Genomic DNA, 24,372 nt, shown 5'->3' with positions numbered 1-24,372 from the left:
CCGGCTAATATTTGGGGCTCGCCACGGGCCACGCCCGCGAGGCGATCAAATCGGGGCGATTAGCTCAGTTGGTTAGAGCGCTGCCTTCACACGGCAGAGGTCACAGATTCGAGTTCTGTATCGCCCACTTCTTCATGCTCGAAGATCCCGGCATGCTCGGCGATCACGGCATGCTGGCGATCACGGCATGCAAGGCGGGAACGGCTGAGCGTTGGCCAGGACCACGCCCCGTCGGCGGCCTTCGGCCCGGCCACTCGGCATTGTCTCTTGGGGCGTTGTCTCTTGGGGCGTTGTCTCTTAGGGCGTTGTCTCTTAGGGCGTGGTCTCTTAGGGCGTGGTCTCTTAGGGCGTGGTCGCGTGGGCCGAAATCGCACCGGTTCGTCGCCAGCGAAGTGTCTACTCGGCAGTCACTTTCTCCTCGAGAGCCACCGCGACGGGATTCCGTGCGGTTCGTCGAGCGACCCGATCCGCGTCGGCTGATCGGCGCCATTGCGGCTCTCGCCCGACCGGCATAGCGCCCGTAGGCTCTCCAACCTGAGGCGCTGGCAACGCCAGGGCGAGCACTCCTTTTTTTGCGCCTTCCTCGTCGCCGCCCTCGGCTGTTCTGGCACGGATTGTGCTCAAAGGTTGATCCCGCCGCTGGCTTATCCCCCTCCAGAGGACCGACGATGACCGCCTTAGCGACGCACCCCAACCAGCAGTTCCTCAGCGAAGTCCGCGCTGGCTTGAGCCGCCCCCAGAAACGGCTCCCCTGTAAGTACTTCTACGACCAACGTGGCTCGGAACTGTTCGACCAGATCTGTGAACTCGACGAGTACTACCCCACCCGGACCGAACTCACCATCACACGACGTTACGCCGCCGAGATGGCGGAGCAGATCGGACCCCGCGCTGCGCTGGTCGAGTATGGCAGCGGCAGCAGCCTCAAGACACGGTTGCTGCTCGACGAGCTGATCGACCCCATCGCCTACGTGCCCGTTGAGATCTGTGAGTCGCACCTCGTGGCGGCGGCGGAGCGCATCGGAAAGCGTTACCCGCTGATCGATGTGCTGCCGGTCTGTACCGATTTCACCCAGGCGTTCGCCTTGCCGACATTCCCGCGTATGCCATCACACGCGGCGGCTTACTTCCCTGGCTCGACGATCGGCAACTTTCCGCCCGAAGCCGCGCGACGTCTGCTAGCCTCGATCCGCCAGACGGTCGGCGCCGGTGGCGGCGCCATTTTGGGTATCGACCTCCAGAAGCCCGTCAAGGTGCTCGAGGCCGCCTACAACGACGCGGCCGGCGTCACCGCGGCGTTCAACCTCAATCTCCTTGAGCGGATCAACCGCGAGCTCGACGCCAACTTCTCGCTCGACGACTTCGAGCACCGCGCGGACTACGACCCCGAGCATGGCCGCATTGATATGCTGCTGGTGGCGCAACGCGAGCACGAGGTAGAGATCGCCGGCGAGCCCGTACGATTCCGCCGTGGTGAGACGATCCACACCGAGCACTCGCACAAGTACACGCTGGACGGCTTCACGCGGCTCGCCGCCCGTGCGGGCCTGACGGTCCGCAAGGCGTGGACCGACCCGCGCGACTGGTTTGCCGTGGTGCATCTTGTCGCGGAGTGATTCGTACCTTTCGCTGATGCTCGGCTCAGCACCGTCCCTCCCTTCGTCAAGAGGTTCTCGCATGACGCTCCTGGCCGACGCCGCTACCCAGTCGTCCTCCGAGTTGGCCGCCGCTTACCGCCGCGTGCGTCGCTTCACCGAACGGCTTGCGGAAACGCTGTCGCCCGAGGACACGACGGTACAGTCGATTCCCGACGCGAGCCCCACGAAGTGGCACCTGGCGCACACGACGTGGTTCTTCGAGACCTTCCTGCTCCGCGACCAAGAAGGTTACCGCCCGTTCGACGCGGCGTTCGAAACGCTCTTCAACTCCTACTACAACACGGTCGGTCAACCGTTCCCCCGGCCGCAGCGTGGCGTGCTCTCGCGGCCGTCGCTCGCGCTGACGCTCGCTTACCGTCAGAGCGTTGATGAGCATATCGAGTTGTTGCTCGCCAGCGGCGAACCCAACGAAGAGCAACGTCGCGTTCTCGAGCTCGGGCTGCACCACGAGCAACAGCACCAAGAGCTGATCGTCACCGACATCAAGCACGCCCTCGCCCAGAACCCGACCGACCCGGTCTACCGCGACGGTGAATTCCGTCTCGGCGACACGCCCGCGGCGGCGTGGATCGACCGGCCGGGTGGCGTTGTGGAGGTGGGCCATGACCGCGAAGGCTTCTCGTTTGACTGCGAGGGGCCGCGGCACGAGGTGTTGCTGCGTCCCCACCAACTCGCCAGCCGGCCCGTCACTTGTAGCGAGTACCAAGCGTTCATCGCCGACGGCGGATACAACACGCCGCAGCTCTGGCTGTCGGCCGGCTGGGCGACCGTCCAGGAAGAAGGTTGGCGGGCGCCGCTCTACTGGCGTGACGAGGGCGATGGGCATTGGACCCACTTCACCACCGCGGGACGGCAACCGATCGACCCGACGGCGCCGGTCTGCCACGTCAGCTACTTCGAGGCGGAGGCCTTCGCCCGCTGGGCCGGCGCCCGGCTGCCGCTCGAAGCCGAGTGGGAAGCCGCCTGCGACAAGCTGCCGGTCGACGGCGATTTCGCCGACCGCTTGCTCGACGCCGGCGAGGCGCTGCATCCGCAGCCCCTCGCCAACTCACCCCAAGGCCTCGCGCAGAGCTACGGCACGGTCTGGGAGTGGACGGCGAGCCCCTACACCGCGTACCCCGGCTACGCGCCGCCCGAGGGGGCGCTGGGCGAGTACAACGGCAAGTTCATGTGCAACCAGTTCGTGCTACGCGGCGGCTCGGTGGCGACGCCATCCGGACACGTGCGGCCGACGTACCGGAATTTCTTCCCGCCCGCGGCGCGGTGGCAGTTCAGCGGTCTGCGGCTGGCCCGCGATGCGGGGTGAGTCGTTGCGGCCCTCATTCATTTCTTGACGGCTGTTGAACCGGCAGTCAGCCTCTGCTGTCGGGCTGCCCGAGGCTAGCGCCTACGGCTCAAGAATTGACGCCCGTGCTTGAGCCGTAGGCGCTAGTGTCCTGAGTTAGAAATTCGTTCCCAAGCAGCTTGCGCGAAGAAGGGGGCGTCGGTAGAGTGGGGTGATTCCGTCCCCCCACCGCGGAGCGTCGTCATGGCCGGTCGTGTTGCCGAGGGAGAGTTGTTGCTGAGCGACCAAGAGCGGGAAGAGTTGCGGCGGCTGTGCCGCCGCCGCAACGCGTCGCAGGCCTTGGTCCTGCGGGCGCGGATCGTGCTGCGGTGCGCCGAGGGGGCGAGTCTTTCGAGCGTCGCTCAGCAGCTGGCCGTCTCACGCCGCACGGCCAGCAAGTGGCGGAGCCGGTTCATCCAGCACCGCTTGGAAGGGCTGCACGACACCCAGCGTAGCGGAGCCCCGCGGACGATCACCGATCAGATGGTGGCGGAGGTGGTGAAGCTCACCCTCGAGCAGAAGCCCAAGAACGCCACCCACTGGAGCACCCGCTCGATGGCCGAGCGGTCGGGCCTGTCGCAGACGGCCGTCAGCCGCATCTGGCGGGCGTTCGGCCTCCAACCGCACCGCGAAGAGACGTTCAAGATCAGCACCGACCCGCTCTTCGTGGACCGCGTGCGGGACGTGGTGGGGCTGTACCTGAACCCGCCGCAGTGCGCGTTGGTGCTGTGCGTGGACGAGAAGAGCCAGGTTCAAGCGCTCGACCGCTCGCAGCCGCTGCTGCCGATGACGCCCGGGTCGTGCGAGCGGCGCACGCACGACTACCACCGGCATGGGGTGACGAGCCTGTTCGCGGCGCTGGATATCGCCACGGGTGAGGTGATCGGCCGGTGCAGCCGCCGGCATCGCAGCCAAGAGTTCTTGCAGTTCTTGCGGCGTATCGACAAGACGATCGCGAAGCGGCCTGGGCAAGAGGTGCACCTGGTGATGGACAACTACGCGACCCACAAGACCGAGGCGGTGCAGCGTTGGCTGCTGCGTCACCCGGAATACCACGTCCACTTCACGCCGACGGGCGCCAGTTGGCTGAACCAAGTGGAACGGTTCTTCGCGAAGATCACCCAAGAGCGGATCCGGCGGGGCGTGTTCCGCAGCGTGCCCGCCTTGGAGCGGGCGATCGACGCCTACCTAGAAGAGTACAACCAAAACCCCAAGCCCTTCCAATGGGTCGCCGACGCCGACTCCATCCTCCAACGCGTCGCCCGCGTCTGTGAACGTACTTCTAACTCGGGACACTAGCGCCGTCGGCTCACCTCGTCGAGACCGCGTTAGGTCGCGTCGCCGATGCGGCGGAGGTACTGGGCGAGCTGCGCCTGCAGATCGACCAACTCGTGCCAACGCTCGCGCTCGATCGCGACCGGTCGGTCGCCGTTCGGGGCGATTGCGTTGTGCAGCAGCGCTCGGGTGCGCGTATGAAAATACTCCAGCATCTCGGCGACCTGCGCGGCTTGGGCAGGGGTCATCCCCTCCGGCAAACCGGGCGGTCCCGGCAGGTGGAGCGTACCGGGGAATCCCAGGGAATCGGCCCCCCACTGCAGATCGACCAGGTTGGCCGAGTCGTTGAGGTTGGGCTCGCGTTCCTCGACCGGTCCGGTCGCTTTGTCGACCATCGAGTCGCTCGGCGCGCGGGCGCCCATGGCGCGGAGCATCTCGACCCTTGCGGCAATCTCATCACGGGCGCCGTAGAGCAACGTCGAACGGCCCACCGCGATTAGGTCCCCCACTTGGAGGATGCGGAGCTGGGTGTCGAGCCCGTTGACGCGGGTGCCGTTGGTGCTCTCAAGATCGGTCAGGACGACCTTGCCCTGGTCTTCTTGGATCTTGACGTGAAAGCGGCTGATCCGCTCGTCGTTGAGCTGGATCGTATTGCCTTCTTCCCGACCGATTGTCAGCGGTGTTTCGGTGCGATCAAACACCGCCCCACGATCGGCGCCGTCGAGCACTTGCAGCGTGACACGGGCCATGAAGGGAGCGGGCGGTTACGCAATTGGCAGGGAATAGGTCCAGCTTTTGAAGATCGTCGCTCTGGGGCAAAGCGAACGTCGCTGGGGGCAGGAGCTTTACTTTATATCATGGGATTCCGGCCGCAAACAGGCATTCACCGCGACGCCGTCGCCCCCAGGACGGGAGGAGCTCAGTGCCGGAAATGCCGCTTGCCGGTGAAGACCATCGGGATGCCGAAGCGGTTACACGCCTCGATCACCTCGTCGTCTCGTTTCGAGCCACCCGGCTGGATCAGCGCAGCGACGCCCGCCTCGTGGGCGGTGACGATTGAATCCTCGAACGGGAAGAAGGCGTCGGAGGCGAGTACGGATCCCCGCACACGATCGCCCGCCTTGCGGATCGCGATTTCGACCGAGTCGACGCGACTCATCTGACCCGCGCCGACGCCGACGAGCATCCCGCCGCGGGCCAGCACGATGGCGTTCGACTTCACATGGCGGCATGCGGCCCAGGCGAAGCGGAGGTCGGCCGCCTGCTCGGCGGTTGGCTGGGCCTCGGTGACGCACCGCCACGTGTCGGGCTCGTCGGGGCCGTCGTCGGCCGTCTGGGCGAGGTAGCCCCCGTCGATCGCGCGGAGGACGATACGGCCGGCGGGGGCGGCCTCGGTGTCGAGCTTCACGAGACGCACGTTGTTGCGCCACTTCGGCTTGGTCGTGAGGACTTCCATCGCCTCGTCGGTGAAGCCGGGGGCGGCGATCGCTTCGACGAACTTGCCTGGCTCGGCGAGGCACAGCGCGGCCGCCTCATCGACTTCGACATTGAAGCCGAGGATCGAGCCGAACGCGCTGACCGGGTCGCCGGCCCAGGCGAGCTCGGTCGCCTCGCCGACGGTCGCCGCGGTCGCGGCGCCGCACGGGTTGTTGTGCTTGAGCACCGCGACGCCCGGCGAGGGGAGCGCCTTGGCGGCGGCCCAGGCGGCGTCGAGGTCGAGCCAGTTGTTGTAAGACAGCTCCTTGCCGTGCAATTGCTCGCCGTGGACCAACGCGGCGGTCGGCGCGCCGGCCAGCGCGTAAAGAGCGGCAGCTTGGTGCGGGTTCTCGCCGTAGCGGAGCGCCGACTCGCGGACCAGGGAGAGCTCGATCCGGTCGGCGAAGGGCTCGTCTTCACTCGCCCCCTCCGCGGCGGTCTTCCGCGCGAAGTAGCCGGCGATCGTCGTGTCGTACCGGGCGGTGTTGGCGAAGGCGTCGGCGGCCAGCAAGCGACGGAGCTCGGCGGTCGTGCCCCCTTGGGTCTCGATCTGTTCGGCGATCGCCTCGTACTGGTCCGGGTCGGTCGCCACGGCGACAAAGGCGTGGTTCTTGGCGGCGGAACGCACCATCGAGGGGCCGCCGATGTCGATCTGCTCAATCGCCTCGGCGATCGGCGGGTCGCCCGCCGCGATTGTTTGCTCGAACGGGTAGAGGTTCACGACCACCAGGTCGATCATCTCGATCCCGTGCTGCTTGGCCGAGGCGACGTCGGTTGGGTTGTCGCGACGGCAGAGCAGGCCGCCGTGGACCAGCGGATGAAGCGTCTTCACGCGGCCATCCATCATCTCCGGGTAGCCGGTGTAGTCGGCGACGTCCCGCACCGGGAGCCCGGCGTCCTCGAGCGCCTTGCGGGTGCCGCCGGTGCTCAGCAGGGCGACGCCGGCCGCGTTGAGCCGCCGGGCGAAATACACCAGGCCGGTCTTGTCACTGACGCTGAGCAGGGCCTGCTTGATGGGGAGGGTAGGCATGCGTCGCGGGAGGGGGCGTGGAGGGGAGGGCGAAAGACGGCCGGGGGACGGACGATAGCACCGCCAACTTCGACGATCAACAAGCCGGCGTGAACCCCGCCCCAGCGGCCCGCGTACTTAGCCTCAGAACGGCCGGGGCGAGGGCGCCCCGGCGACTAACGGCACGAAGCCACAGCGACCTGCTTCTCTCGCTACTGTCGCCGCGACGCCCAATGGGGCGTTGCTCAAGGGCGAGGGTGGGTTTCTCCCGGTCCAAAAGCGCAATGCGGCTGCTGTTGACGCACCCCGCCTAATCGTCGCGATCGGACCCTGCCCGGGCCAGTCGCGCCGCCTTTGCGGATCACTCGCCCGGACGGCTTGGCGAGGCGTCGAAATCGGCCACGCGTTTTTTGACCGCCCCGAAACCGCGATCTATATTCCTTTGGCCACGACCCCGGCATGAGCTGGGGGGATGTCGGAAGAGTGTGCTGAATTCGGCGGAACCGTCCGCTGAAAACGCACGCGAGCTGGGACGCGCTCCGACTCCGCGGCTGACTCGATCGCGAACGCCCTCCCCCCGCGTCTGCGTCCCGCAATTCTCGGCCTGCTCGTTCTTGAGCCGGCCCAGAGCGGTGCGTCGTCGCGGCGTCGGTCGCGAGCGAGCCGCCCCCCGCCGTAGCGATCGCGACTTTTCGCGTCGCCCGACGAGGGGTGTCCTGCCCCGCGAGACGGAACGAGCCTATGTCCCAGCTTCTAGACGCGTCGCCCTGCCGATGCGCCCTGTTTGCCGCCCTGCTGTCGCTCGCCCCGATGGGGGCGTTCGCCGAGCCGGCGGTCGCTCTGCCCGCCGCGAAAGCGAGCGAGTCGGTGGCGATCCCCGCCGACGCGCTCCCGGCGCAGGCCGACGCGGCGATCGAGAAGGGCCTCGAGTTCGAGAGCCTCGGCCGCTGGTCCGACGCCGTCGCTCACTACGAGCGGGCGCTCCGCGAAACCCCGGGCGAACGCCGCCTTGAATGGCGTTTTGACGTCGCCCGACTGCATAGCTGTCTAGAGCGTCGTTACTCCGACGCCAGCTTCATCGAGACCCTCGGCAGCGTCGACGCCCGCGCGGCGCTCGAGCTGCACTCCGAGTTGCTCTCAAAGATCGAGTCGCACTATGTCGTCACCCCGCCCTGGACGAAGCTGACGCGGCGTGGCGCTCACGCCATGCTCGTCGCCACCCGCGACCCCGCCTTCCAGAGCCAGCACGGCATCCGGCCGACCGACGCCCGCATCGAGGCGCTGCGTCAGGAACTGAACGACCGCCTCCTGGCGATCGGCGAGGTCCGCAACGCCCGTGAGGCCCTGCGGATCGCATCGGACCTGTCGGCCCTCGGCGAGAATCGGATCGGCGCCCCGGCGGCGGCTTGGACGATGGAGTTCGTTTCCGCGGCCGCTGGCGGCCTCGACAACTACTCCGCGTTCCTGACCCCCGGCCAGCTCCGCGACGTTTACTCGCAGATTGAAGGCAACTTCGTCGGCCTCGGCGTCGAGCTGAAGGCCGACAGCGGCGCCCTGCTGATCGTCCGGGTCATTCCGGGCAGCCCCGCCGAACGGGCCAGCCTCCACGCCGGCGACCGCATTACCGCCGTCGATGGCCAGCAGACCGCCGCCCTGACGACCGACGAAGCCGCCGCGCTGCTGACCGGCGAGGAAGGGAGCTTCGCGTTTGTCACCGTCGCCTCGCCGAACGCCCCGGCGACGGGGTCGGACGATCTCGCCTACCTGGCGGCAAAGCCGGCGACCGACGCCCCGCTCAACAGCCAATCGCGCACCGTCCGCGTCCGCCGCGAGCACGTCGAGGTGCCGAGCATTGAAGAGCCCGGCATCTTCGACGCCGACTATGGCGTCGCTTATATGCGGATTCCGGTCTTCCAGAAATCCACTAGCCGCGATGTCGAGTCGGCCCTCTGGGACCTCCACCGGCAAGGGATGCGGACGCTTGTCATCGACCTGCGGGGCAACCCGGGCGGGCTGCTGACGTCGGCGGTTGAGCTGGCCGACAAGTTTGTCGCCCAGGGGAACATCGTCTCGACCCGTGGCCGCAGCGACGGCGAGGACTTCGACTACCGGGCCCATCAAGCCGGCACTTGGCGGGTGCCGCTCGTGGTGCTGATCGACGGCGACTCGGCCTCGGCCAGCGAGATCTTCGCCGCGGCGATCCACGACAACCGTCGCGGCACCATTGTCGGCGTCCGTTCGTTCGGGAAGGGATCGGTCCAGGGAATCTTCCCGATGACCCATTCCGGCGCCGGCATCCGGCTGACGACCGCCAAGTTCTATTCGCCGCTCGGTAAAGCGATCAGCGACGTGGGCGTGAGCCCCGACGTGACGGTGACCATCGCCGCGGACGACGCCAGGGCGGTCCGCCGCACCACCGGCTACCGGGGCGAAGCGGGCGGCAACCGGGGCGAAGCGGGCGCCGAACCGGCCGACACCGCCCTGGCGCGGGCGATCGAGGTGGCCCGCCAGCAGATGGCGATGCGTTGAATCGGTTCCGCTAGGACGGCCTGGCGGCCACGCCCGGAGTTGACAGCGTCCCCGACGGGCCGAGATACTAGCTTCGAACGTGCGGCGTAGTCCGTACTGCCCGCGACGCCCCCCCGAATGGGGCGACACCAAGCGGGCCAGCCACAGCTGGCGGGAGTCTTCCGTCAGCGGCTGTCTCCCTCAGTCCTTTGCGGGGCGAGTCCCCGCTCCAGGCGGAGCCCGCCGGGTGAACCGACCAAGTTCTCCCTGCGTCCCGCGCGTTTAGCTCTTTCTCAGGGCTCTCCAGCCATGCCGATGCCGCGCGAAGAAGACGACGACCTGTTCCACGACGTTGCCGACGTTGATTTCGACGACGACGGGGAAGAGAAGCCCAAAAAGTCGGCGAAGAAGAGCGTCAAGAAGAAGGCCGCGGCGCCTAAGAAGAAGTCCGTCAAGAAAAAGACGGTCAAGAAGAAGGCCAAATCGGTGGTCGTTGACGAGGACGAGAAGCCCGTCCGGCGTAAGCGGGTGAAGAAGACCGCGGCCAAGAAGTCAGAATCGGGCGGCGGATTCGGCGCCGGGCTGTTCGACGACGCGGACGACGACGACACCCCCGCCGAAACGAAGCCCGCCGAGAAGCGAGCAGAGAAACCCGTCACCGAAAGCCGCAAGAAGAAAAAGCGGGCGCCCAAGCCCGTCGACGACGAGCCCCAGCCCACGGCTGACGAGACAGAAGAGACGTCTGCCGAGACGGACGAGAAGACCGACGAGTTCGGCCGGCCCGAACCGGTCACCAACTACGTGGTTCATATCTACGAGTTGGGGCGGCTGAAGCGGACGATCGACCGCGACTTCACGGCCGAAGCGGCCGAAGCGTTTGCGACCGAGTACTGCCGCACCGCCCGATCGAACGGACGCAGGGCGGTCGCCGGGAAGAAGGATACGCAGCCGGCGAAAGAAATCACCCAAACAGCGCGGCCGCTGGTGTGACCCGCGGAGCTGGCGCAACCGGTACATCCGCGCCGCTAAATGGCGTTGCGAGGGGAACCGAAGCCCCGCCCGCCGCGTCTCAGGGGGGTAGACTCGGGGGTCTGGACTCGGCCGGCGCCACGGGAATGTGGAGCGGTCGCCTAGTCCTTCTTCGTTAGGCTCCCGCCGGAACTCCCGCTAAGGCGTCCGTCATGAATCTGCTTTTCCGCTCGTTCGCCGTTGGCCTGTTGGCTTCTGGCCTGTCGGTTTCTTCCGCCTTGGCCCAAGACGAAGATGTCGCCGCCGACGCCCTCGGCGCGACGGGCGAACTTTCGGCCCAGGAACAATTGCAGGCCCTCCTCGAGCAGGGACAGCAGCAGTTCGCCGACGGCGACTACGAAGCCTCCGCCGCGACGTTCACCACCGTCGTCAATGCTTTCGAGCGAGCCGGCGCCTACGCTCCGGGCCCGCTGCTCTTCCGGGCGAAGGCTTACGCCCAGATCGAAGACTACGAGGCCGCGATTGAGGACCTCAAGAAGGCGATCCAGTACGCCCAGACGCAGCCTCAGGTGCTGCCCGAGATTCAAAACACGCGTGGCGAAGTCTACATGAAGGTCGACGCCTATCAGGCGGCCCTTCCCGACTTCCAAGCGGCGGTCCAGGCCAACCGCAGCAACCCCCAGTACCAATTCAACTACGGCAAGACCCTCGTCAAGCTCGGCGGGTCCGACCCGGGCGAGAAGGCGTTGACCAAGTACCTCGACGCCATCGCCGGTCAAGAAGACCTGCCCGAAGGCGAGGAAGCCCAAGAAGCCGAAGCCCTGCGGCTCCGCGCCCAGGCGTATGGATCGATGCGGAAGTTCGAAGAAGCCAACGCCGACCTCGAGGCGTCGCTGGCGATCGAGCCTGACAACTACGAGGCTTACTTCACGCGCTCCCAAATCGCCCTGATCGAAGAGGACTACGCCGAGGCGGCGAAGAACCTCGAGCAGGCGATCGCCAAGTACGAGCCCAAGGACGAGGCGGAAGACCTGCCGTTCGCCCAGGGCTACCTGACGCTCGCCTCGGTCTACGAGGAGCAGGGCAAGGAACTAGCGCGGGAAGGCGACGCCGAGGCGGCCACTGAAAAGTACGCCGTCAGCGTCGCGACTTGCGAAAAGCTCCTCGAAGAACTCCCCGAGAAGGACCCCCGTACCGACGGGATCCGCGTCGCCGCCCTGTTCCGCCGAGGCGTGGCCGAACGGCTCCACGGCGACCTCGCCGACGCGGTTCGGACCTTCAGCAAGCTGCTGCAACTCGACCCCAACCAGGGCGAAGCGTACTTCCGCCGTGGGATTTGCTTCCACTTCATGGGCGAAGAACGGCTCGCGATCCGCGATTTCGAACAGGCGGCGAGCATCGACTTCGACAGCCCCCGCTCGAATCTCTGGAAGGGCATGTCGTGGGCCAAGCTCGGCGACATGAACGAGGCGATCCGGGCTTATGGCGAGTCGATCGCTGTCAGCGACCGCTACACGCCCGCCTATGTCAACCGCGGACTGGCCCATCTCTCGCACGGCGACTACCGCAAGGCGATCAACGACCTGAACGAGGCGATCCGGCTTGAGCCGAGCGAGGCGATGCACTACTACCGCCGCGGGAAGGCCCAATCGCTGGCCGGCGAGCGCGAGAAGGCGATCCAGTCCTACATGAACGCCATCGAGTTCGACAAGACGTTGCGGCCCGCGTACGAGTCGCTCGCCAACGAGTTGGCCGACAGTGGCCAGACGGCGTTGGCCAACGAGTACCGCGCCCGAGCGGCGAACCTCGGCCTCTGATTATCTCGCTCGCAATCGATAGCGAACCGCACCGGGGGGCGTCTTAATGACGCCCCCCGGTTTTTTTGCGTTGATTCGCGGTGCTCGGGCAATCACGGCGCCAGGGGGGCCGTGTTGCTGTTGGGCGGGGCGCCCCTATACTCAGGGGCGTTAAACCCCAGCTCGGCGATTCGGTTGGCGCGCTAGCGGGGTGGTTTTGTCCCGCGATGCCACGTCGAACGGAAGGGTTGGCCGGTGTCTGTCGCTGCGCCCGTTAAGGCCACTGGCCTGTCGTTTTTCGAACGACACGAGTTCCTCATCCGCCGCCTCCACTCGCTCTCGGGTCTGATACCCGTCGGCGCTTTCATGTGCGTCCACCTGACGGTGAACGCTAGCGTGCTGAACGGGCCCGAGACGTTCCAGGAGAACGTCTATGGCATCCACGCCCTCGGGAAGATCCTGCCGCTGGTCGAGTGGCTATTTATCTTCCTGCCGCTGCTGTTCCACGCGGCGGTGGGGGTCTGGATCATCACGACCGGCGTCCCCAACACGACCCACTACGCCTACGGCAGCAACGTGCGGTACACGTTGCAGCGGGCGACGGGCATGATCGCCCTGCTGTTTATTCTCTACCACGTCTTCCACATGCACGGCTGGTTCCAGTTCGACTGGTGGCTGGCCGCGGCCGAGCCGCTGGGAGGGCACCAGTTCCGCCCCTACAACGCCCCGTCGACCGCCGGCGCCGCGCTGCAAAACCCGCTGATCATCGCCTTCTACGCCCTCGGGATCACGGCGAGCGTCTTCCACCTGGCCAACGGCCTCTGGACCATGGGCATCACGTGGGGCGTTTGGACCAGCGAGAAGGCCCAACAGAAAGCCCTCTACGTCTGCGGTGTTTTCGGACTGGGGCTTCTTGCGGTTGGGTTCTCGGCGCTGGGCGGCATGATCGCTGTCGGCTCGGGCGAAGGCTTCGAGCAGGCCCGGCAGATCGAGGACAAGATGTTCAACTCCCGAGTCGAACAGGGGCTCGTCGCGGCCGATTCGCACAAGAAAGCCCACGACGAGGTCGAAGAAGAGCCCGCTGAAAACGCCGACGCCGAGGAATAGGCCGACGCCGCGATGCGTTGTGCTCGCCGCTCGCCGCTCGCCCTGGCCACGCTCGCCAAATTGCCCCTGCTGACAGCTCTAACCAGCCGAATCGAATATGGCTCAAAAACGCGTTCTTGTGGTCGGTGGCGGACTCGCCGGCTTGGCTTGCACGATGAAGCTCGCCGAGAATGGCGTGAGCGTCGACCTGGTGAGCCTCGTCCCCGTCAAACGCTCCCACAGCGCCTGCGCCCAGGGTGGCATCAACAGCGTCAACGACCTGACACGCCAGCAGGGTGACGACGAGTGGCTCCACCTGGACGACACCGTCTACGGCGGCGACTTCCTCCAGCACCAGCCACCGGTCAAGGAGATGGCGTACGCCGCTCCGAAGATCATCGAGCTGATGGACCGCCTCGGCGTGCCGTTCAACCGCACCCAAGAAGGCTTCCGCGATCAACGCCGGTTCGGCGGCACGTTGTTCAAGCGGACGTCGTTCGCCGGCGCCACAACGGGCCAGCAGCTGCTGTACGCCCTCGACGAGCAGGTCCGCCGCCACAAGGCCGCCGGGCTCGTCACGATGCACGAGGGGTGGGACTTCCTCGGTCCGATCGTCGACGACGAAGGCCGCTGCCGCGGCGCGGTGGCGCAAAACCTCGTCACGATGCAGATCCGCTCGTTCAAGGCCGACGCCGTCGTGGTCGCCTCGGGCGGCTGTGGGTTGATCTACGGCCGCAGCACCATGTCGATGGCGTGCAACGGTTCGGCCGCCAGCCGCTGCATCCGCGCCGGGGCCCGCTACGCCAACCCCGAATTCATCCAGGTGCACCCCACAGCGATCCCGGGCGCCGACAAGCTGCGGCTGATGAGCGAATCGGCCCGTGGCGAAGGGGGACGCGTTTGGGTCCCGCGCAAGCCGCACGACCCTCGGGCGCCGCGCGAAATCCCCGAGGGCGAACGCTACTACTTCCTCGAAGAACGCTACCCCGAGTACGGCAACCTCGTGCCGCGTGACATCGCCACGCGCGAGATCTTCGACGTCTGCGTCAACGGCGGCCTCTCGGTCGAAGCCGACAAGCAGTGCGTCTATCTCGACCTGACGCACATCCCCCGGGAGGAGCTCGACCGCAAGCTCGGCGGCATCCTCAACATCTACGAGAAGTTCCAGGGCGACAATCCGCGCGACGTCCCGATGAAGATCTTCCCGGCCGTCCACTACATCATGGGCGGCCTCTGGGCCGACTACGCGCGCAGCCGGGAGGGGGGCCTCGAAGCCGAGAACCCCCGCAACCAGCAGACGGACATCCCCGGGCTCTACGCCATGGGCGAGTGCGACTACCACTACCACGGCGCCAATCGGCTCGGCGCCAACTCGTTGCTCTCCTGCATCTTCACCGGCCTCTTCGCGGCGCCGGGCATCGAGAAGTTGATCGGATCGTTGCAGGCGAGCTCGACCGACGCCAAGTTTGACTCGCTGCACGCCGGCGCCGTGGCCGCCAAGCAGGCGGAGCACGACGCCCTGCTGAAGCAGGCGGGCGACGGCGACGAGAACCCCTATGAGATCCACCACCTGCTCGGCGAAGAGATGACCAAGGCCGCCACCGTGGTGCGTCGCAACGACCAGATCGAGGCCGCCCTCACCAAGGTCGGCGAGCTCTGCGAGCGGGCCCAGCGCTGCAGCCTCTCCGACACCGGAGCCTGGACGAACCAAAACGTGGTCTTCACCAAGGCGCTCCGCGACATGTTCCCCATCGCCAAAGCGATCCTCCGTGGCGCGCTGCAGCGGGACGAGTGCCGGGGCGCCCACTTCAAGCCCGACTTTACGATGCCGGGCCTCTCGTCGGACGACCCCACCGAGCGCAGGCGCCAGGCCGAGAAGTGGTGCGACGCCTTCCAGGCGAAGAACGAGAAGTGGCTCAAGACCACGATCGCCACCTTCGACGACGCCGGCGAGCCGTCGATAACCTACGAAGAGGTCGACACCTCGCTGATCCCGCCCCGGCCGCGGCTCTACGGCCTGGTGGGCGCCGAGATGATCGAAGAAGTCTGGAAAGAACGCCAGGCCGCCAAGGACGCCGCCGCGAAGCGGGAACCGGCGTTGGCTTAGCGACGGGTCACGGTGAACGACGGGTCACGGCTTAACGACGGCCGCTGCGGGCGTGTCAGCCCTTGAGCGTCACCTTCACCGAGCGGCCGCTGACGGCGAAGTCGAGCTTCCCCTCTCGCGCCAGCCAACCGACCGCCATGAGCGTTAGGTCAGCGGGGCAGTCCGACGCTTTTTTCACGGCCGCGAGGGTCTGCCAGCCCTTGCCGTGCAAAGCGCCCCAGACGTCGCCAGCCGCGTAGCCGATCGCGTCACTGGAATAGGCGGCCGGCGCCGCTGCTGGCGTCACTTTGGTCGTGACCGGCGCCGCGGTGGGCGTCGGCGGGACCTGCTTGGTGGCTTTTTCGGCGGCGGGCTTCGGGGCGGCGGCTTTCTTAGCGGTCTTCTTCGCCATGAGGTGGGCTCCGGTCGGCGGACGGCGGGGGGCAGAGCAAGGCTCACGCCGGCCGGATCGTACACTTTAGAGGGCCTCGGTTCCAAATCTTGCGGCCGTTGACCTCGTTAAAACTACCGCCGCGCAACGGTTAACCGCGATAGACAGACGGGCGTCGTCTCTGGCGGTCGCCGGCCCGACGCCCTAAATTGCCTGAGAAGCCGCTCCCTCACGGAGCCGGCTAACGACGAACCGCATGCCCCCTTCGGCGCCCGCATGATCGCCCCGAATAAAGACTACGCCCGTCCCTCCACGTTCGACGTCCGCGTCCAGCGGCAGGACGCCCCCGGCAAGCCGACCCGTTGGGAGAGGTTCCGCATCCCCTACGAGCCGAACCTCAACGTCATCAGCGTGCTGCAAAAGATCGCACGGATGGCGAAGACGGCCGCGGGTGAAAAAACGTCCCCCGTCGCCTGGGACTGCAACTGCCTCGAAGAGGTCTGTGGCGCCTGCACCATGGTGATCAACGGCCGCGTCCGTCAGAGCTGCTCGGCGTTGGTCGATAAGTTGCTCGAAGAGACGCCCGGCGAGATCGAGCTGCGTCCGATGGCGAAATTCCCGGTGCTCCGCGACCTCGTCGTCGATCGCGACCGGATGTTTCGCGCGCTCGAGCGCGTGCAGGCGTGGGTGCCGGTCGACGATTACCTCGACCGCGGCGCCGGCCCGAAGGAATCGCAAGACTCGCAAGAGTCGCGTTACCCGCTGTCGGAGTGCATGACGTGCGGCTGCTGCCTCGACGCGTGCCCGCAGTACACCAAGATCGAGCTGGAGCGGAAGCCGGGCGAAACGGACGACTCGTACGCAGCTCGGAAGACCGCCGCCTACGACACGGGCTTCCTCGGCGCCCAAGCGATCAGCCAAGCGATCCTTTTCAACGACCACGGCACGGGCAAGATGCTCGCCGACAAGCGGCTCGATTCCCTCATGGGTCCTGGCGGCGTCGCGGCCTGCGGCAACGCCCAAAATTGCGTGGCGGTCTGCCCCAAAGATATTCCGCTCACGAAGTCGATCGCCAGGGCGGGTCGGCAGGTGACCGTCTACTCGATCAAGAAGCTCTTCGATCGTTGAGCGAGCGATTTGATCGACCCCTCGTATCGAGAAGGTCGGCGACGCAAATCGCACTGCAGCTACTGCACAAACAAAGACCAGTAGGGAACGCAATGGAGCGTCGCCCTACCGGTCTTAACCTTGAACGCGGGCGCCGGCCGAGCTCTCAGAAGCCAAAGCCGATCGACACGCCACGGCCGCCGTAATAGCTGCCGTAGCCAACCCCGTAGCCGCCACGGTAGCCGTAGCCGCCTCCGTACCCGTAGCCCGGCGCGACGATCACGGCGCTGCGGCCATATCCGCCGCCGTAACCACCGTAGTGGCTCACGTGGTGGCCGTATCCGCCGCCGCCATAGCCGCCGCCGTAGCCGTACCCTCCACAGCCGTGGCGGGCTTGCGCCTCGGACGCTCCTCCGAGGGTCACCAGGCCGCCGATGGCGAGCATCGCGATAACGGCAAACGATCGTTTCAGCAGGTTTTTCTTCGAACGCAACATGGTTTGGGTTCTCCTTCGGGCGCCGCGGCGGCGCCATGCCTGGCCAGGCCGACCCTACCTGGATCGTGCCGTGTATTCGCCAGTTCTCAATACGCAGCAACGGCGCCGAACGGCCCCCTCGGAACGGCAACTTCCTTCCCTGAGGGACTTTGTGTCGCGTCCGAGCCCTCAAATCGCATCGCCGGCCGCGCCGCAAATGGTATCCAATTGACGCCAACCGCAATCACATCGATCTCATGCGAAGGGGCAATCCACCTGCAATGTTTGGCACAGTGATTGCATTACTTGTAGTTGTCAGCAGGTAACCCACCGGGTCCCCGACAGCTAGTCATGGGCCGGAATGAGAAGAGGCGCTCAGGGGCCGGCGGACAAAGAGGCTATCGCAACTGTTGACGGAATCCCTTAACGGAGAAGAGGTTACGACCAAAGGCGGGCCGCCGTACCCTGCTAATGGTCGGCTTTGATTCTGGACAACACGGGCGGGCTTGGGGTCGTTGGAACAGGCGACCCCAGCCCGCCTGTTGCGTTTTGATACGCATCGTTTCGATACAATGGGCAATTCTGCCGCACTTCGAGACGAACCACGCCATTCGCTGGGGCGATAACTATCGAACTCTTGGCGAATCGAAAGGGGGAGAGCGTCATCACCAAGACGCGCCCCAGCCAACTCAACGGCGTCGACTCGACCGGATTGCACTCCTTCGACCGGAACCCATTCGGGGCGGCGCCGATGGCGGCTCCGGCGGTTGAATAACTAGCCAGACAGGTGGTCGGTAGTTCGGCCGCATTCGTCTGATCAGCGGGCAATGTTGGGGTTAGCTTCGTTCGACGGCGGGTTGAAGGTTAGAATTGCTAGTGAGGCGTTCGTTTCGCTCTTCTCAGGACGGCTGCCGATGACGCATGCGTCAGCTCTTTTCCGGACGCTCTGCCAGACCGTGACGCTCGTCGCGGCGGTTGCGGTACTCGGCGAAGCAAGATGCCTTGCGGCCACCGCTCAAGACGCCGTCAGCGACGCCAAGGTCGACGACGCGCAAATCGTTGCCGCCATCAACAAGTCACTCAGCGCCAGTTGGCGTGACTCGGGCGTCACCCCTTCGAAGCCCGCGCCGGACGGCGCTTGGGCGCGGCGGGTCTATCTCGACCTGGTGGGACGGATCCCCACGATCGATGAGCTCGAGGCCTTTGTCGCCCAGGCCGCCAAGTCACGGCGGCGGTGGCTCGTCGATCGGCTGTTGGGCGATTCCTACCGCGACGAACACGCCCGCTGGCGGGCCACCGAGTGGGCCAACTTGTTGATCGGCCGTACCGGCGGCGGGCGGAACTCCCTCGCGGTGCGCGAGCCGTTCGAGAAGTACCTCCGTGTGGCCTTTGCCGAAAACCGGCCCCTCGACCAGCTCATGCGCGAAATGGTGACCGCCAGCGGCAGCGTCCGACCCGAGGACGACGACCACAACCCGGCCGCCAACTACCTCGCCGACAAGATGGACGAGAACGGCGTGCAAGCGACCGCCAAGACAGCGCAGCTGTTCCTGGGCGTTTCGGTGCAGTGCACCCAGTGCCACAACCACCCTTTCAACGAGGGGCGTCAGAACCAGTTCTGGGAGCTCGCCGCCTTCTTCCGCCAGACCCGCGCCGAGCGCGTCCGCGACGACGAAGACGACCGCCCCAAGGCCCGTATCGTCGACCGCGACTTCTACGGCGAAGGACGCGACCGGATGGCGGCGCTGGCGAGCCTGCCGGGCCAGGCCGACGCCGCCGAGACGTACTACGAACTCCGCAACGGCAAGCTGAAGGTCGCCTACCCGGTCTTCATCGATGGGAATTCGCTGCACGACGTGTTCCTCGAGCGGGGCCACGACTACGGCGACAGCGGCCGGCTGGCGCTAGTGAATCGCCGCGAGGAGCTCGCCGGCTTCATCGCCGAGTCGCCCGACTTCGCCCGCTCGGCGGTGAACCGCGAGTGGGGCCGCTTCTTCGGCTACGGCTTCACCCGGCCGGTCGACGACATGGGCGCCCACAACCCGCCGTCGCATCCCGACCTGATGGCGACCCTCGCCACGGCGTTCCGCGACGCGGACTACGACCTGCTTCGCCTCTCTCGATGGATCGTCCTCAGCGACGCCTACGGCCTTGACAGCATGGCGGGGCGATCGAACCAAGACGACGAGCCATCGCTCGGCCAGCCGCCGCTATTCACCCGGTTCTACCTTCGCCAACTCTCTGCCGAGCAGATCTACGAATCGCTGATCACCGCCACCCGAGCCGACGAGGCCCTCTCCGACGACCGCCGCGACGAGGCCCGCCGGCGCTGGACGCGGCAGTTCGCCACCGCCTTCGGCAACGACGAGAATGGTGAGGCGACGTCGTTCAACGGATCGATCCCCCAGTCGCTGGCGATGATGAACAGCGAGCTCGTGCGGCGGGCGACCGAACTCGGTTGGGTCGAGATGAAGAAGAAGTCCGCCGCGGCGGGCGACTATGCTGAGAAGAAGCCGGCCGGGTTCCTGTCGTCGATCGCCGCGGACCGATCGCTGTCGAACGCCGACCGCGTCGAGAAGCTTTACTTGGCGGCCCTGGCGCGGAAGCCCGACCGCAAGGAACTCGCCGTCTGCAACCAGTTGCTCGTCGCCCGGAAAGGGAACGCCGCCGAGGCGCTCCGCGACGTGTGGTGGGCGCTGCTCAATAGCAACGAATTCATCCTGCAGCATTAGAGTTGCCGCGGTCTCGGCTTGGTCTCGCCAAGACCCTTGCCAACGCTCGAATCCGCCACCCACAAAACAATCCCCTTCAATCGGAGCCGTCGGCGCTAGCCGCGGGTGAAGCCAAACGGGGCGCCACCCGACGCTAGCGCGTACGGCTCAAAACTTCGGAATCGCCATGCACAGCGGCATGACCCGGCGACACTTCCTCGATCACATGGCGGGCGCCGCGGCGTTCGGCGCGGCGTCGTTCGCTCTGGGGCGGACGGTCGAGGCGGCGGCGTCGCAGCTCTCTCGTGACCACAAGTCGTGCATCCTGCTCTGGATGAGCGGCGGGCCGCCGACGATCGACATCTGGGACATGAAGCCGGGCGTCGCGACGGGCGGACCCCTGCGCCCGATCCGCACCACCGGCGACGTCGAGATCACCGAGCGGCTGCCGCTCGTCGCCGAGCAGATGAAGCACCTGTCGGTGATCCGCTCGATGAGCACCCGCGAGGCGGACCACACCCGCGGCGCCTACTACCTGCGGACCGGCTACGTCCCCAACCCGAACGTTGTGCACCCCAGCTACGGCTCGGTCATCGCCCACGAGATGGAGCCGAAGATCGCCGGCCTCGAGATCCCGCCGTTCGTCTCGATCGGCGGACCGAGCGAGGGCCCCGGCTTCCTCGGCATGGCGTACGCCCCGCTGCAGGTCGATCAGAGCGGCCGCGTCCGCGACGTTCAGGCGCTCGTCGAGAAAGAGCGGATGGACGAGCGACTCGCCCTGCTCGCCGAGATCGAGGGCCGGTTCGCCAAGGAGCGTCGCGGCCCCGCCGCCGGCGAACACGCCAAAGTCCTCGAGCGGACCGTCTCGCTCATGCGGAGCGACCAGATGAAGGCGTTCGACGTCGCGAGCGAGCCCACGAAGTCGCGCGAGCGCTACGGCGACTCGGGTTTCGGCCGCAGCTGCCTGCTCGCGCGGCGGCTGGTCGAGTCGGGCGTGCCTTTCGTCGAAGTCGACTTCGGCGGCTGGGACCTGCATGACGACTGCTTTACGCGGCTCGATCAAAAGCTGCCGGAGCTCGACCGCGGGATGAGCGCCCTGGTCAGCGACCTCGAGGAACGGGGCCTGCTTGACCAGACCGTGATCGTCTGGATGGGTGAGTTCGGCCGCACGCCGCGGATCAACGGCGACGCGGGCCGCGACCACTACGCCCGGGCGTGGAGCGCCGTAGTCGGCGGTGGCGGCCTCCAAGGGGGGCTGGGGATCGGCGAGACCTCGGCGGACGGATCGACGGTCGAGTCGAAACCCCACTCGGCCGAGGACCTGATGGCGACGGTGTGTCAGGCGATGGGCCTGTCGCTGCAAACCAACTTCACGAGCACCAACGGCCGGCCGATGAAGATCGCGGGGGGTGGGGCGCCGATCAGCGAACTCTTCGCTTAGAGGGACGAGGCGTTAGGGACGGGGGACGAGGGAAATCGAAAACTCCGGGAGCTTTGTTTACTGGACCACGGCGCTTCCCGGCTTGCAGGCGGCTCTCGCTTCATGCGAGCCGGGAGACGTTAGTCCCCGGAGGAATCACCAAACCATTTTAACTTCCCTGATCGAGATCGAGCGCGATGAGCGATCCCCACAAAACGGTGAAGCTGACGGAAACGCCCACCGAGGCCGACGCGATCATGATCTGCGACGCGCTCGCCGAGCACGGCGTGCGGGCCGTTTACAACGGCGACATGGTCGCGGGTTTCCGCGCCGAGGCGCCGGGGATGGTGCGTGTGCTGGTCCGCGCCGACGAGCTCGACCTCGCGAAGCGGCTGCTCGCTGAGGAGGGGATCGAGAGCGCCAGCGTTGACTGGTCGCAGGTGGATGTCGGCGACGCCGATGAAGGGGAAGACGATTCAATTACGCGTGGCGCGACGCCGTTCTCGTGGATGCGTCATGCGGCGGTGGTCGTGGTGCTGTGGCTGCTGGTGCTGCTGATCCTGTAGGCGGTGCGGATTAGAAGTGGAAATCGAATAGGGTCAGTGACCCGAATACTCCGGGAGCTTAGGCTTCCCGGCTCGCAGGCGGATCGAACGGTACACTATGACGGACTCGCTTCATGCGAGCCGGGAGACGTCAGTCCCCGGAGGAACGCGCGAACCGCTCCCTCTCCAAGAACCAATCCCCAGGACCAATCGCCATGAACGACCCCACCGACATCGTCGTCCTGACGACCTGCGGCCACCTGACCGACGCGCACCTCGTGCAGGGCTATCTCGCCGACAACGACATCCGCGCGGAGGTCGATGGCGACGCGGTCTCCGACTTCCAGATCGCGATCAACGCCGGCGCCCGGGTGCTGGTGGCGAAGGCCGATTTGGAGCGGGCAAAGGCGCTGCTCGCCAATCACGACCTGGATTTCGCGGGCGAGGTCGACTGGTCGCAGGTCGATGTCGGCGATGTAAGCGAAGAGTAGCCGATCGTCACGATTGCGCCGAACCTACGATTTTAGTCTCGCGCAGAGACGCGGAGACGCAGAGAGACGTTTGGGTTGCGGGGGCCGTAACAAGCCGAACGCAGTTACGGCGTAGCGTCCTGAACAGGGTCTGAACTTGTCGCGCGTGTCGTCAGAATTAGGACTACTAACGCCACCCACGGCGCTAGCAAGGTCGGGCCGTGGAAGTGAAGGTAGTAGCTCAAACTGTAGTGTAAACGGGAGACATCATTGTCGAGCGAATCGAGAGACCAAGCAAAGAAACGTACACTGAGAATGACGCCCGTCATCGCTCCCAGCCAACCAAGAGCGATGGCAGCGTTAAGAGTGTTGCGGAGAAACAAAGCGCCAAGAGCGACTCCGTACGCGCCAAGGAATACTGCTGAGTTCCACCGACCTGTAATCTCACCGGCATTACCATCCATCGTATAAATGATGCTCCCTTCCGAGCTCGCGGCATCGGCAGACAGCAAATAAACAGCACCGACCATCGAGTCGCGGGCCCACTCACTTCGAGACTGCCAGCCGGACCAATCAGATGCTAGGGCTAGCGCGATGGCGGTAAGGCCTACTAAAACACGGGGTAGCCAGGCTTTGAACGAGGCGCCTTCGACGCGTCCGCACTGATAGGCGATGAGTATCCCTGCCTCAACGAAGAAACAGCCGACGCCGCTGAGTAGCCGCTTCCACCATCTCACACGAGATCCTTTCAAAGCGACGGCGCTGAAGATCAAGGCGCAAAGCGAGCTTTTCAATGTGAGCGATATCGCTGCGTAGTTGCGCCAACTGCTCGGGTCAGTTTCCATATAACTTTGCTTTCCGAGTTTCGGTCGCTGTGCCGTTGCGTTTGACTCTGCTTCTTGCGGGCGAGGCATGCCCTACGATCGCGTTCCTTTGCGGCTCTTGGCGTCTTGGCGGTTCCCTACTTCCGCAGCCCCATCGCCAGGATGTCGGCGGCGGTGTACTTGGTGTGATCGACCTTCGCCGGCAACGCCTCGACGTGTGGGTCGGCCGACGCGGGGCGCGGTTTCTTCGCTAGCGGCGTGGTCGCCACCACCGGTTCGCGATGGATCGAGAGCTTACCCAAACCGATATCGCGGATGTCGGCGGCGGTCAGCTGGCGCCGCGCCGCGCCTTTCGATTCAGCGGCGAGCTCGTCGATCGCCGATGTCTTTGGGGCCTCGGCGGCGGGCTTCTTCGCGGCGCGGGCGGCGGCGAGGATTTCTTCGGTCGTCATACCGCTCTGGTGACTCGCTGCGGGGGGCTGCTTTGGGGGCTGCTTGGGGGACGGTGGCGCTGGGTCGGCGGACGGCTTCTTGCCGCGGGCGGCGGCGAGGACGTCGGCTGTCGAGAGGCCGACCGACGGACTCGTGCGTTTCTCGCCTTCGGCGGGGGAGGTCTTTTCGGGCGGGGCCTTGGAGGACTTCCCTCCGCGGGCTGCCGCCAGGATATCCGCGGTGCTCGCGCCGACGGAGGGGCTGACCCGTTTCGAGTCCGGTTTCTTCGGAGCACCGGCCGTCGGCTTGCCAGACCGGCCCGCCGCGTCGGGCTTGGACGCCTTGGCGCCTCCCCGGACGGCGGCGAGGACGTCGGCCGCCGACGCCCCTGTCTTGGCCGGAATCTTCGAGGCGGGGCGGGCCGTCCGCTTGGCGGGGGCCTCGGGCTCGGGGGGCTTATCGACCACCCGCAAGCACGCCGGATCGATGTCGAACCAAGCCGGGTTGTTCTGGAAGCCGGTGAACTCAACGAGGGCCCGGCCGCTGAAGTTGACCGTTTTCACCTGCCCGACATAGCCGTCGAACCGGGCCAGTTCGGGCCGGTCGCCGGTGACGAGAACGTATTTGTCGGTCAGCTCGCGCTGGAGCTGTTCGATCGGGGGGGCGGGCATCCCCCTAGTATCTCGCGCAGCCGACCTCAGGAGAAGGAAGGGCCGCGAAGAGGGGGAAGCGGGAAACGTCCACGTCTCGCGCGTCCCGCCTTTGATCCGTCGTATCCCCGTAGGCATAATCAGCCGACTCGAACTCGTC

Annotated in this window: 19 protein-coding genes and 1 tRNA gene; 14 read left to right on the top strand and 6 right to left on the bottom strand. The window is 66.2% G+C overall.

Annotated elements, in window-relative coordinates:
- The first annotated feature begins 53 nt into the window (after positions 1–53).
- The 4 genes from Pla108_RS05590 to Pla108_RS05575 all read left to right on the top strand — a co-directional run bounded on the left by Pla108_RS05590 (position 54) and on the right by Pla108_RS05575 (position 4,281).
- Positions 54–127 (top strand) — tRNA-Val (locus Pla108_RS05590).
- A 541-nt stretch (positions 128–668) separates the two neighbouring features.
- Positions 669–1,616: an L-histidine N(alpha)-methyltransferase gene (egtD, locus tag Pla108_RS05585; RefSeq protein ID WP_146443833.1), complete on the top strand. Its 948-nt coding sequence runs from the start codon at positions 669–671 to the stop codon at positions 1,614–1,616.
- A gap of 61 nt (positions 1,617–1,677) precedes the next feature.
- Positions 1,678–2,964 (top strand): ergothioneine biosynthesis protein EgtB, encoded by a 1,287-nt coding sequence (gene egtB, locus Pla108_RS05580; protein ID WP_146443830.1) that lies wholly within the window; start codon positions 1,678–1,680, stop codon positions 2,962–2,964.
- A 222-nt stretch (positions 2,965–3,186) separates the two neighbouring features.
- Entirely contained in the window at positions 3,187–4,281 is a 1,095-nt protein-coding gene (locus tag Pla108_RS05575) for an IS630 family transposase (RefSeq protein ID WP_146443828.1), read from the top strand.
- 29 nt (positions 4,282–4,310) lie between these two features.
- On the opposite strand, the gene Pla108_RS05570 is transcribed toward Pla108_RS05575, so the two are convergent.
- On the bottom strand, positions 4,311–5,006 hold the full coding sequence (locus tag Pla108_RS05570) for an FHA domain-containing protein (protein ID WP_146443825.1): 696 nt from the start codon (positions 5,004–5,006) through the stop codon (positions 4,311–4,313).
- A gap of 170 nt (positions 5,007–5,176) precedes the next feature.
- Complete coding sequence (purH, locus tag Pla108_RS05565) at positions 5,177–6,763, bottom strand: bifunctional phosphoribosylaminoimidazolecarboxamide formyltransferase/IMP cyclohydrolase (protein ID WP_146443823.1); 1,587 nt, start codon at positions 6,761–6,763, stop codon at positions 5,177–5,179.
- Positions 6,764–7,483: 720 nt separating this feature from the next.
- On the opposite strand from purH, the gene Pla108_RS05560 reads away from it, so the two are divergent.
- The 5 genes from Pla108_RS05560 to sdhA all read left to right on the top strand — a co-directional run bounded on the left by Pla108_RS05560 (position 7,484) and on the right by sdhA (position 15,208).
- Positions 7,484–9,271, top strand: coding sequence for a S41 family peptidase (locus tag Pla108_RS05560; RefSeq protein WP_146443821.1), 1,788 nt, complete (start codon positions 7,484–7,486; stop codon positions 9,269–9,271).
- A gap of 288 nt (positions 9,272–9,559) precedes the next feature.
- Positions 9,560–10,240: a hypothetical protein gene (locus Pla108_RS05555; protein ID WP_146443819.1), complete on the top strand. Its 681-nt coding sequence runs from the start codon at positions 9,560–9,562 to the stop codon at positions 10,238–10,240.
- 191 nt (positions 10,241–10,431) lie between these two features.
- Positions 10,432–12,036 (top strand): tetratricopeptide repeat protein, encoded by a 1,605-nt coding sequence (locus Pla108_RS05550; RefSeq protein ID WP_146443816.1) that lies wholly within the window; start codon positions 10,432–10,434, stop codon positions 12,034–12,036.
- A gap of 234 nt (positions 12,037–12,270) precedes the next feature.
- Positions 12,271–13,122, top strand: coding sequence for a succinate dehydrogenase cytochrome b558 subunit (locus Pla108_RS05545; protein WP_231934297.1), 852 nt, complete (start codon positions 12,271–12,273; stop codon positions 13,120–13,122).
- 97 nt (positions 13,123–13,219) lie between these two features.
- Positions 13,220–15,208, top strand: a complete 1,989-nt coding sequence (gene sdhA, locus Pla108_RS05540) for a succinate dehydrogenase flavoprotein subunit (protein WP_146443814.1) — start codon at positions 13,220–13,222, stop codon at positions 15,206–15,208.
- Between the two features lie 55 nt (positions 15,209–15,263).
- Here sdhA and Pla108_RS05535 read toward each other — a convergent pair whose 3' ends face one another.
- Complete coding sequence (locus Pla108_RS05535; protein ID WP_146443812.1) at positions 15,264–15,599, bottom strand: winged helix-turn-helix domain-containing protein; 336 nt, start codon at positions 15,597–15,599, stop codon at positions 15,264–15,266.
- Positions 15,600–15,854: 255 nt separating this feature from the next.
- Here Pla108_RS05535 and sdhB point away from each other — a divergent pair, with 255 nt between their 5' ends.
- Positions 15,855–16,706, top strand: coding sequence for a succinate dehydrogenase iron-sulfur subunit (gene sdhB, locus Pla108_RS05530; RefSeq protein WP_146443810.1), 852 nt, complete (start codon positions 15,855–15,857; stop codon positions 16,704–16,706).
- Between the two features lie 145 nt (positions 16,707–16,851).
- Here sdhB and Pla108_RS05525 read toward each other — a convergent pair whose 3' ends face one another.
- Positions 16,852–17,181, bottom strand: coding sequence for a hypothetical protein (locus Pla108_RS05525; RefSeq protein WP_197526270.1), 330 nt, complete (start codon positions 17,179–17,181; stop codon positions 16,852–16,854).
- A gap of 893 nt (positions 17,182–18,074) precedes the next feature.
- Between Pla108_RS05525 and Pla108_RS05520 the strand changes: the two genes are divergently transcribed.
- The 4 genes from Pla108_RS05520 to Pla108_RS05505 all read left to right on the top strand — a co-directional run bounded on the left by Pla108_RS05520 (position 18,075) and on the right by Pla108_RS05505 (position 22,327).
- Positions 18,075–19,892: a DUF1549 domain-containing protein gene (locus Pla108_RS05520; RefSeq protein ID WP_197526269.1), complete on the top strand. Its 1,818-nt coding sequence runs from the start codon at positions 18,075–18,077 to the stop codon at positions 19,890–19,892.
- A 178-nt stretch (positions 19,893–20,070) separates the two neighbouring features.
- The gene (locus tag Pla108_RS05515; RefSeq protein ID WP_146444445.1) at positions 20,071–21,312 is read left to right on the top strand and encodes a DUF1501 domain-containing protein; all 1,242 of its coding nucleotides are present in this window, start codon (positions 20,071–20,073) and stop codon (positions 21,310–21,312) included.
- A 176-nt stretch (positions 21,313–21,488) separates the two neighbouring features.
- Positions 21,489–21,857, top strand: a complete 369-nt coding sequence (locus Pla108_RS05510) for a putative signal transducing protein (protein WP_146443805.1) — start codon at positions 21,489–21,491, stop codon at positions 21,855–21,857.
- A 194-nt stretch (positions 21,858–22,051) separates the two neighbouring features.
- A complete protein-coding gene (locus Pla108_RS05505) occupies positions 22,052–22,327 on the top strand; it encodes a putative signal transducing protein (RefSeq protein ID WP_197526268.1) in 276 nt (91 codons plus the stop codon).
- Between the two features lie 104 nt (positions 22,328–22,431).
- Here the strand turns inward: Pla108_RS05505 and Pla108_RS05500 are convergent, their stop codons facing one another.
- The gene (locus Pla108_RS05500) at positions 22,432–23,151 is read right to left on the bottom strand and encodes a hypothetical protein (RefSeq protein ID WP_146443801.1); all 720 of its coding nucleotides are present in this window, start codon (positions 23,149–23,151) and stop codon (positions 22,432–22,434) included.
- A gap of 116 nt (positions 23,152–23,267) precedes the next feature.
- Entirely contained in the window at positions 23,268–24,233 is a 966-nt protein-coding gene (locus tag Pla108_RS05495) for a hypothetical protein (protein WP_146443799.1), read from the bottom strand.
- Positions 24,234–24,372 lie beyond the last annotated feature (139 nt).

This window comes from Botrimarina colliarenosi, assembly GCF_007859955.1.
Classification (GTDB): domain Bacteria; phylum Planctomycetota; class Planctomycetia; order Pirellulales; family Lacipirellulaceae; genus Botrimarina; species Botrimarina colliarenosi.
This window is presented reverse-complemented; position numbering and strand designations above follow the sequence as displayed.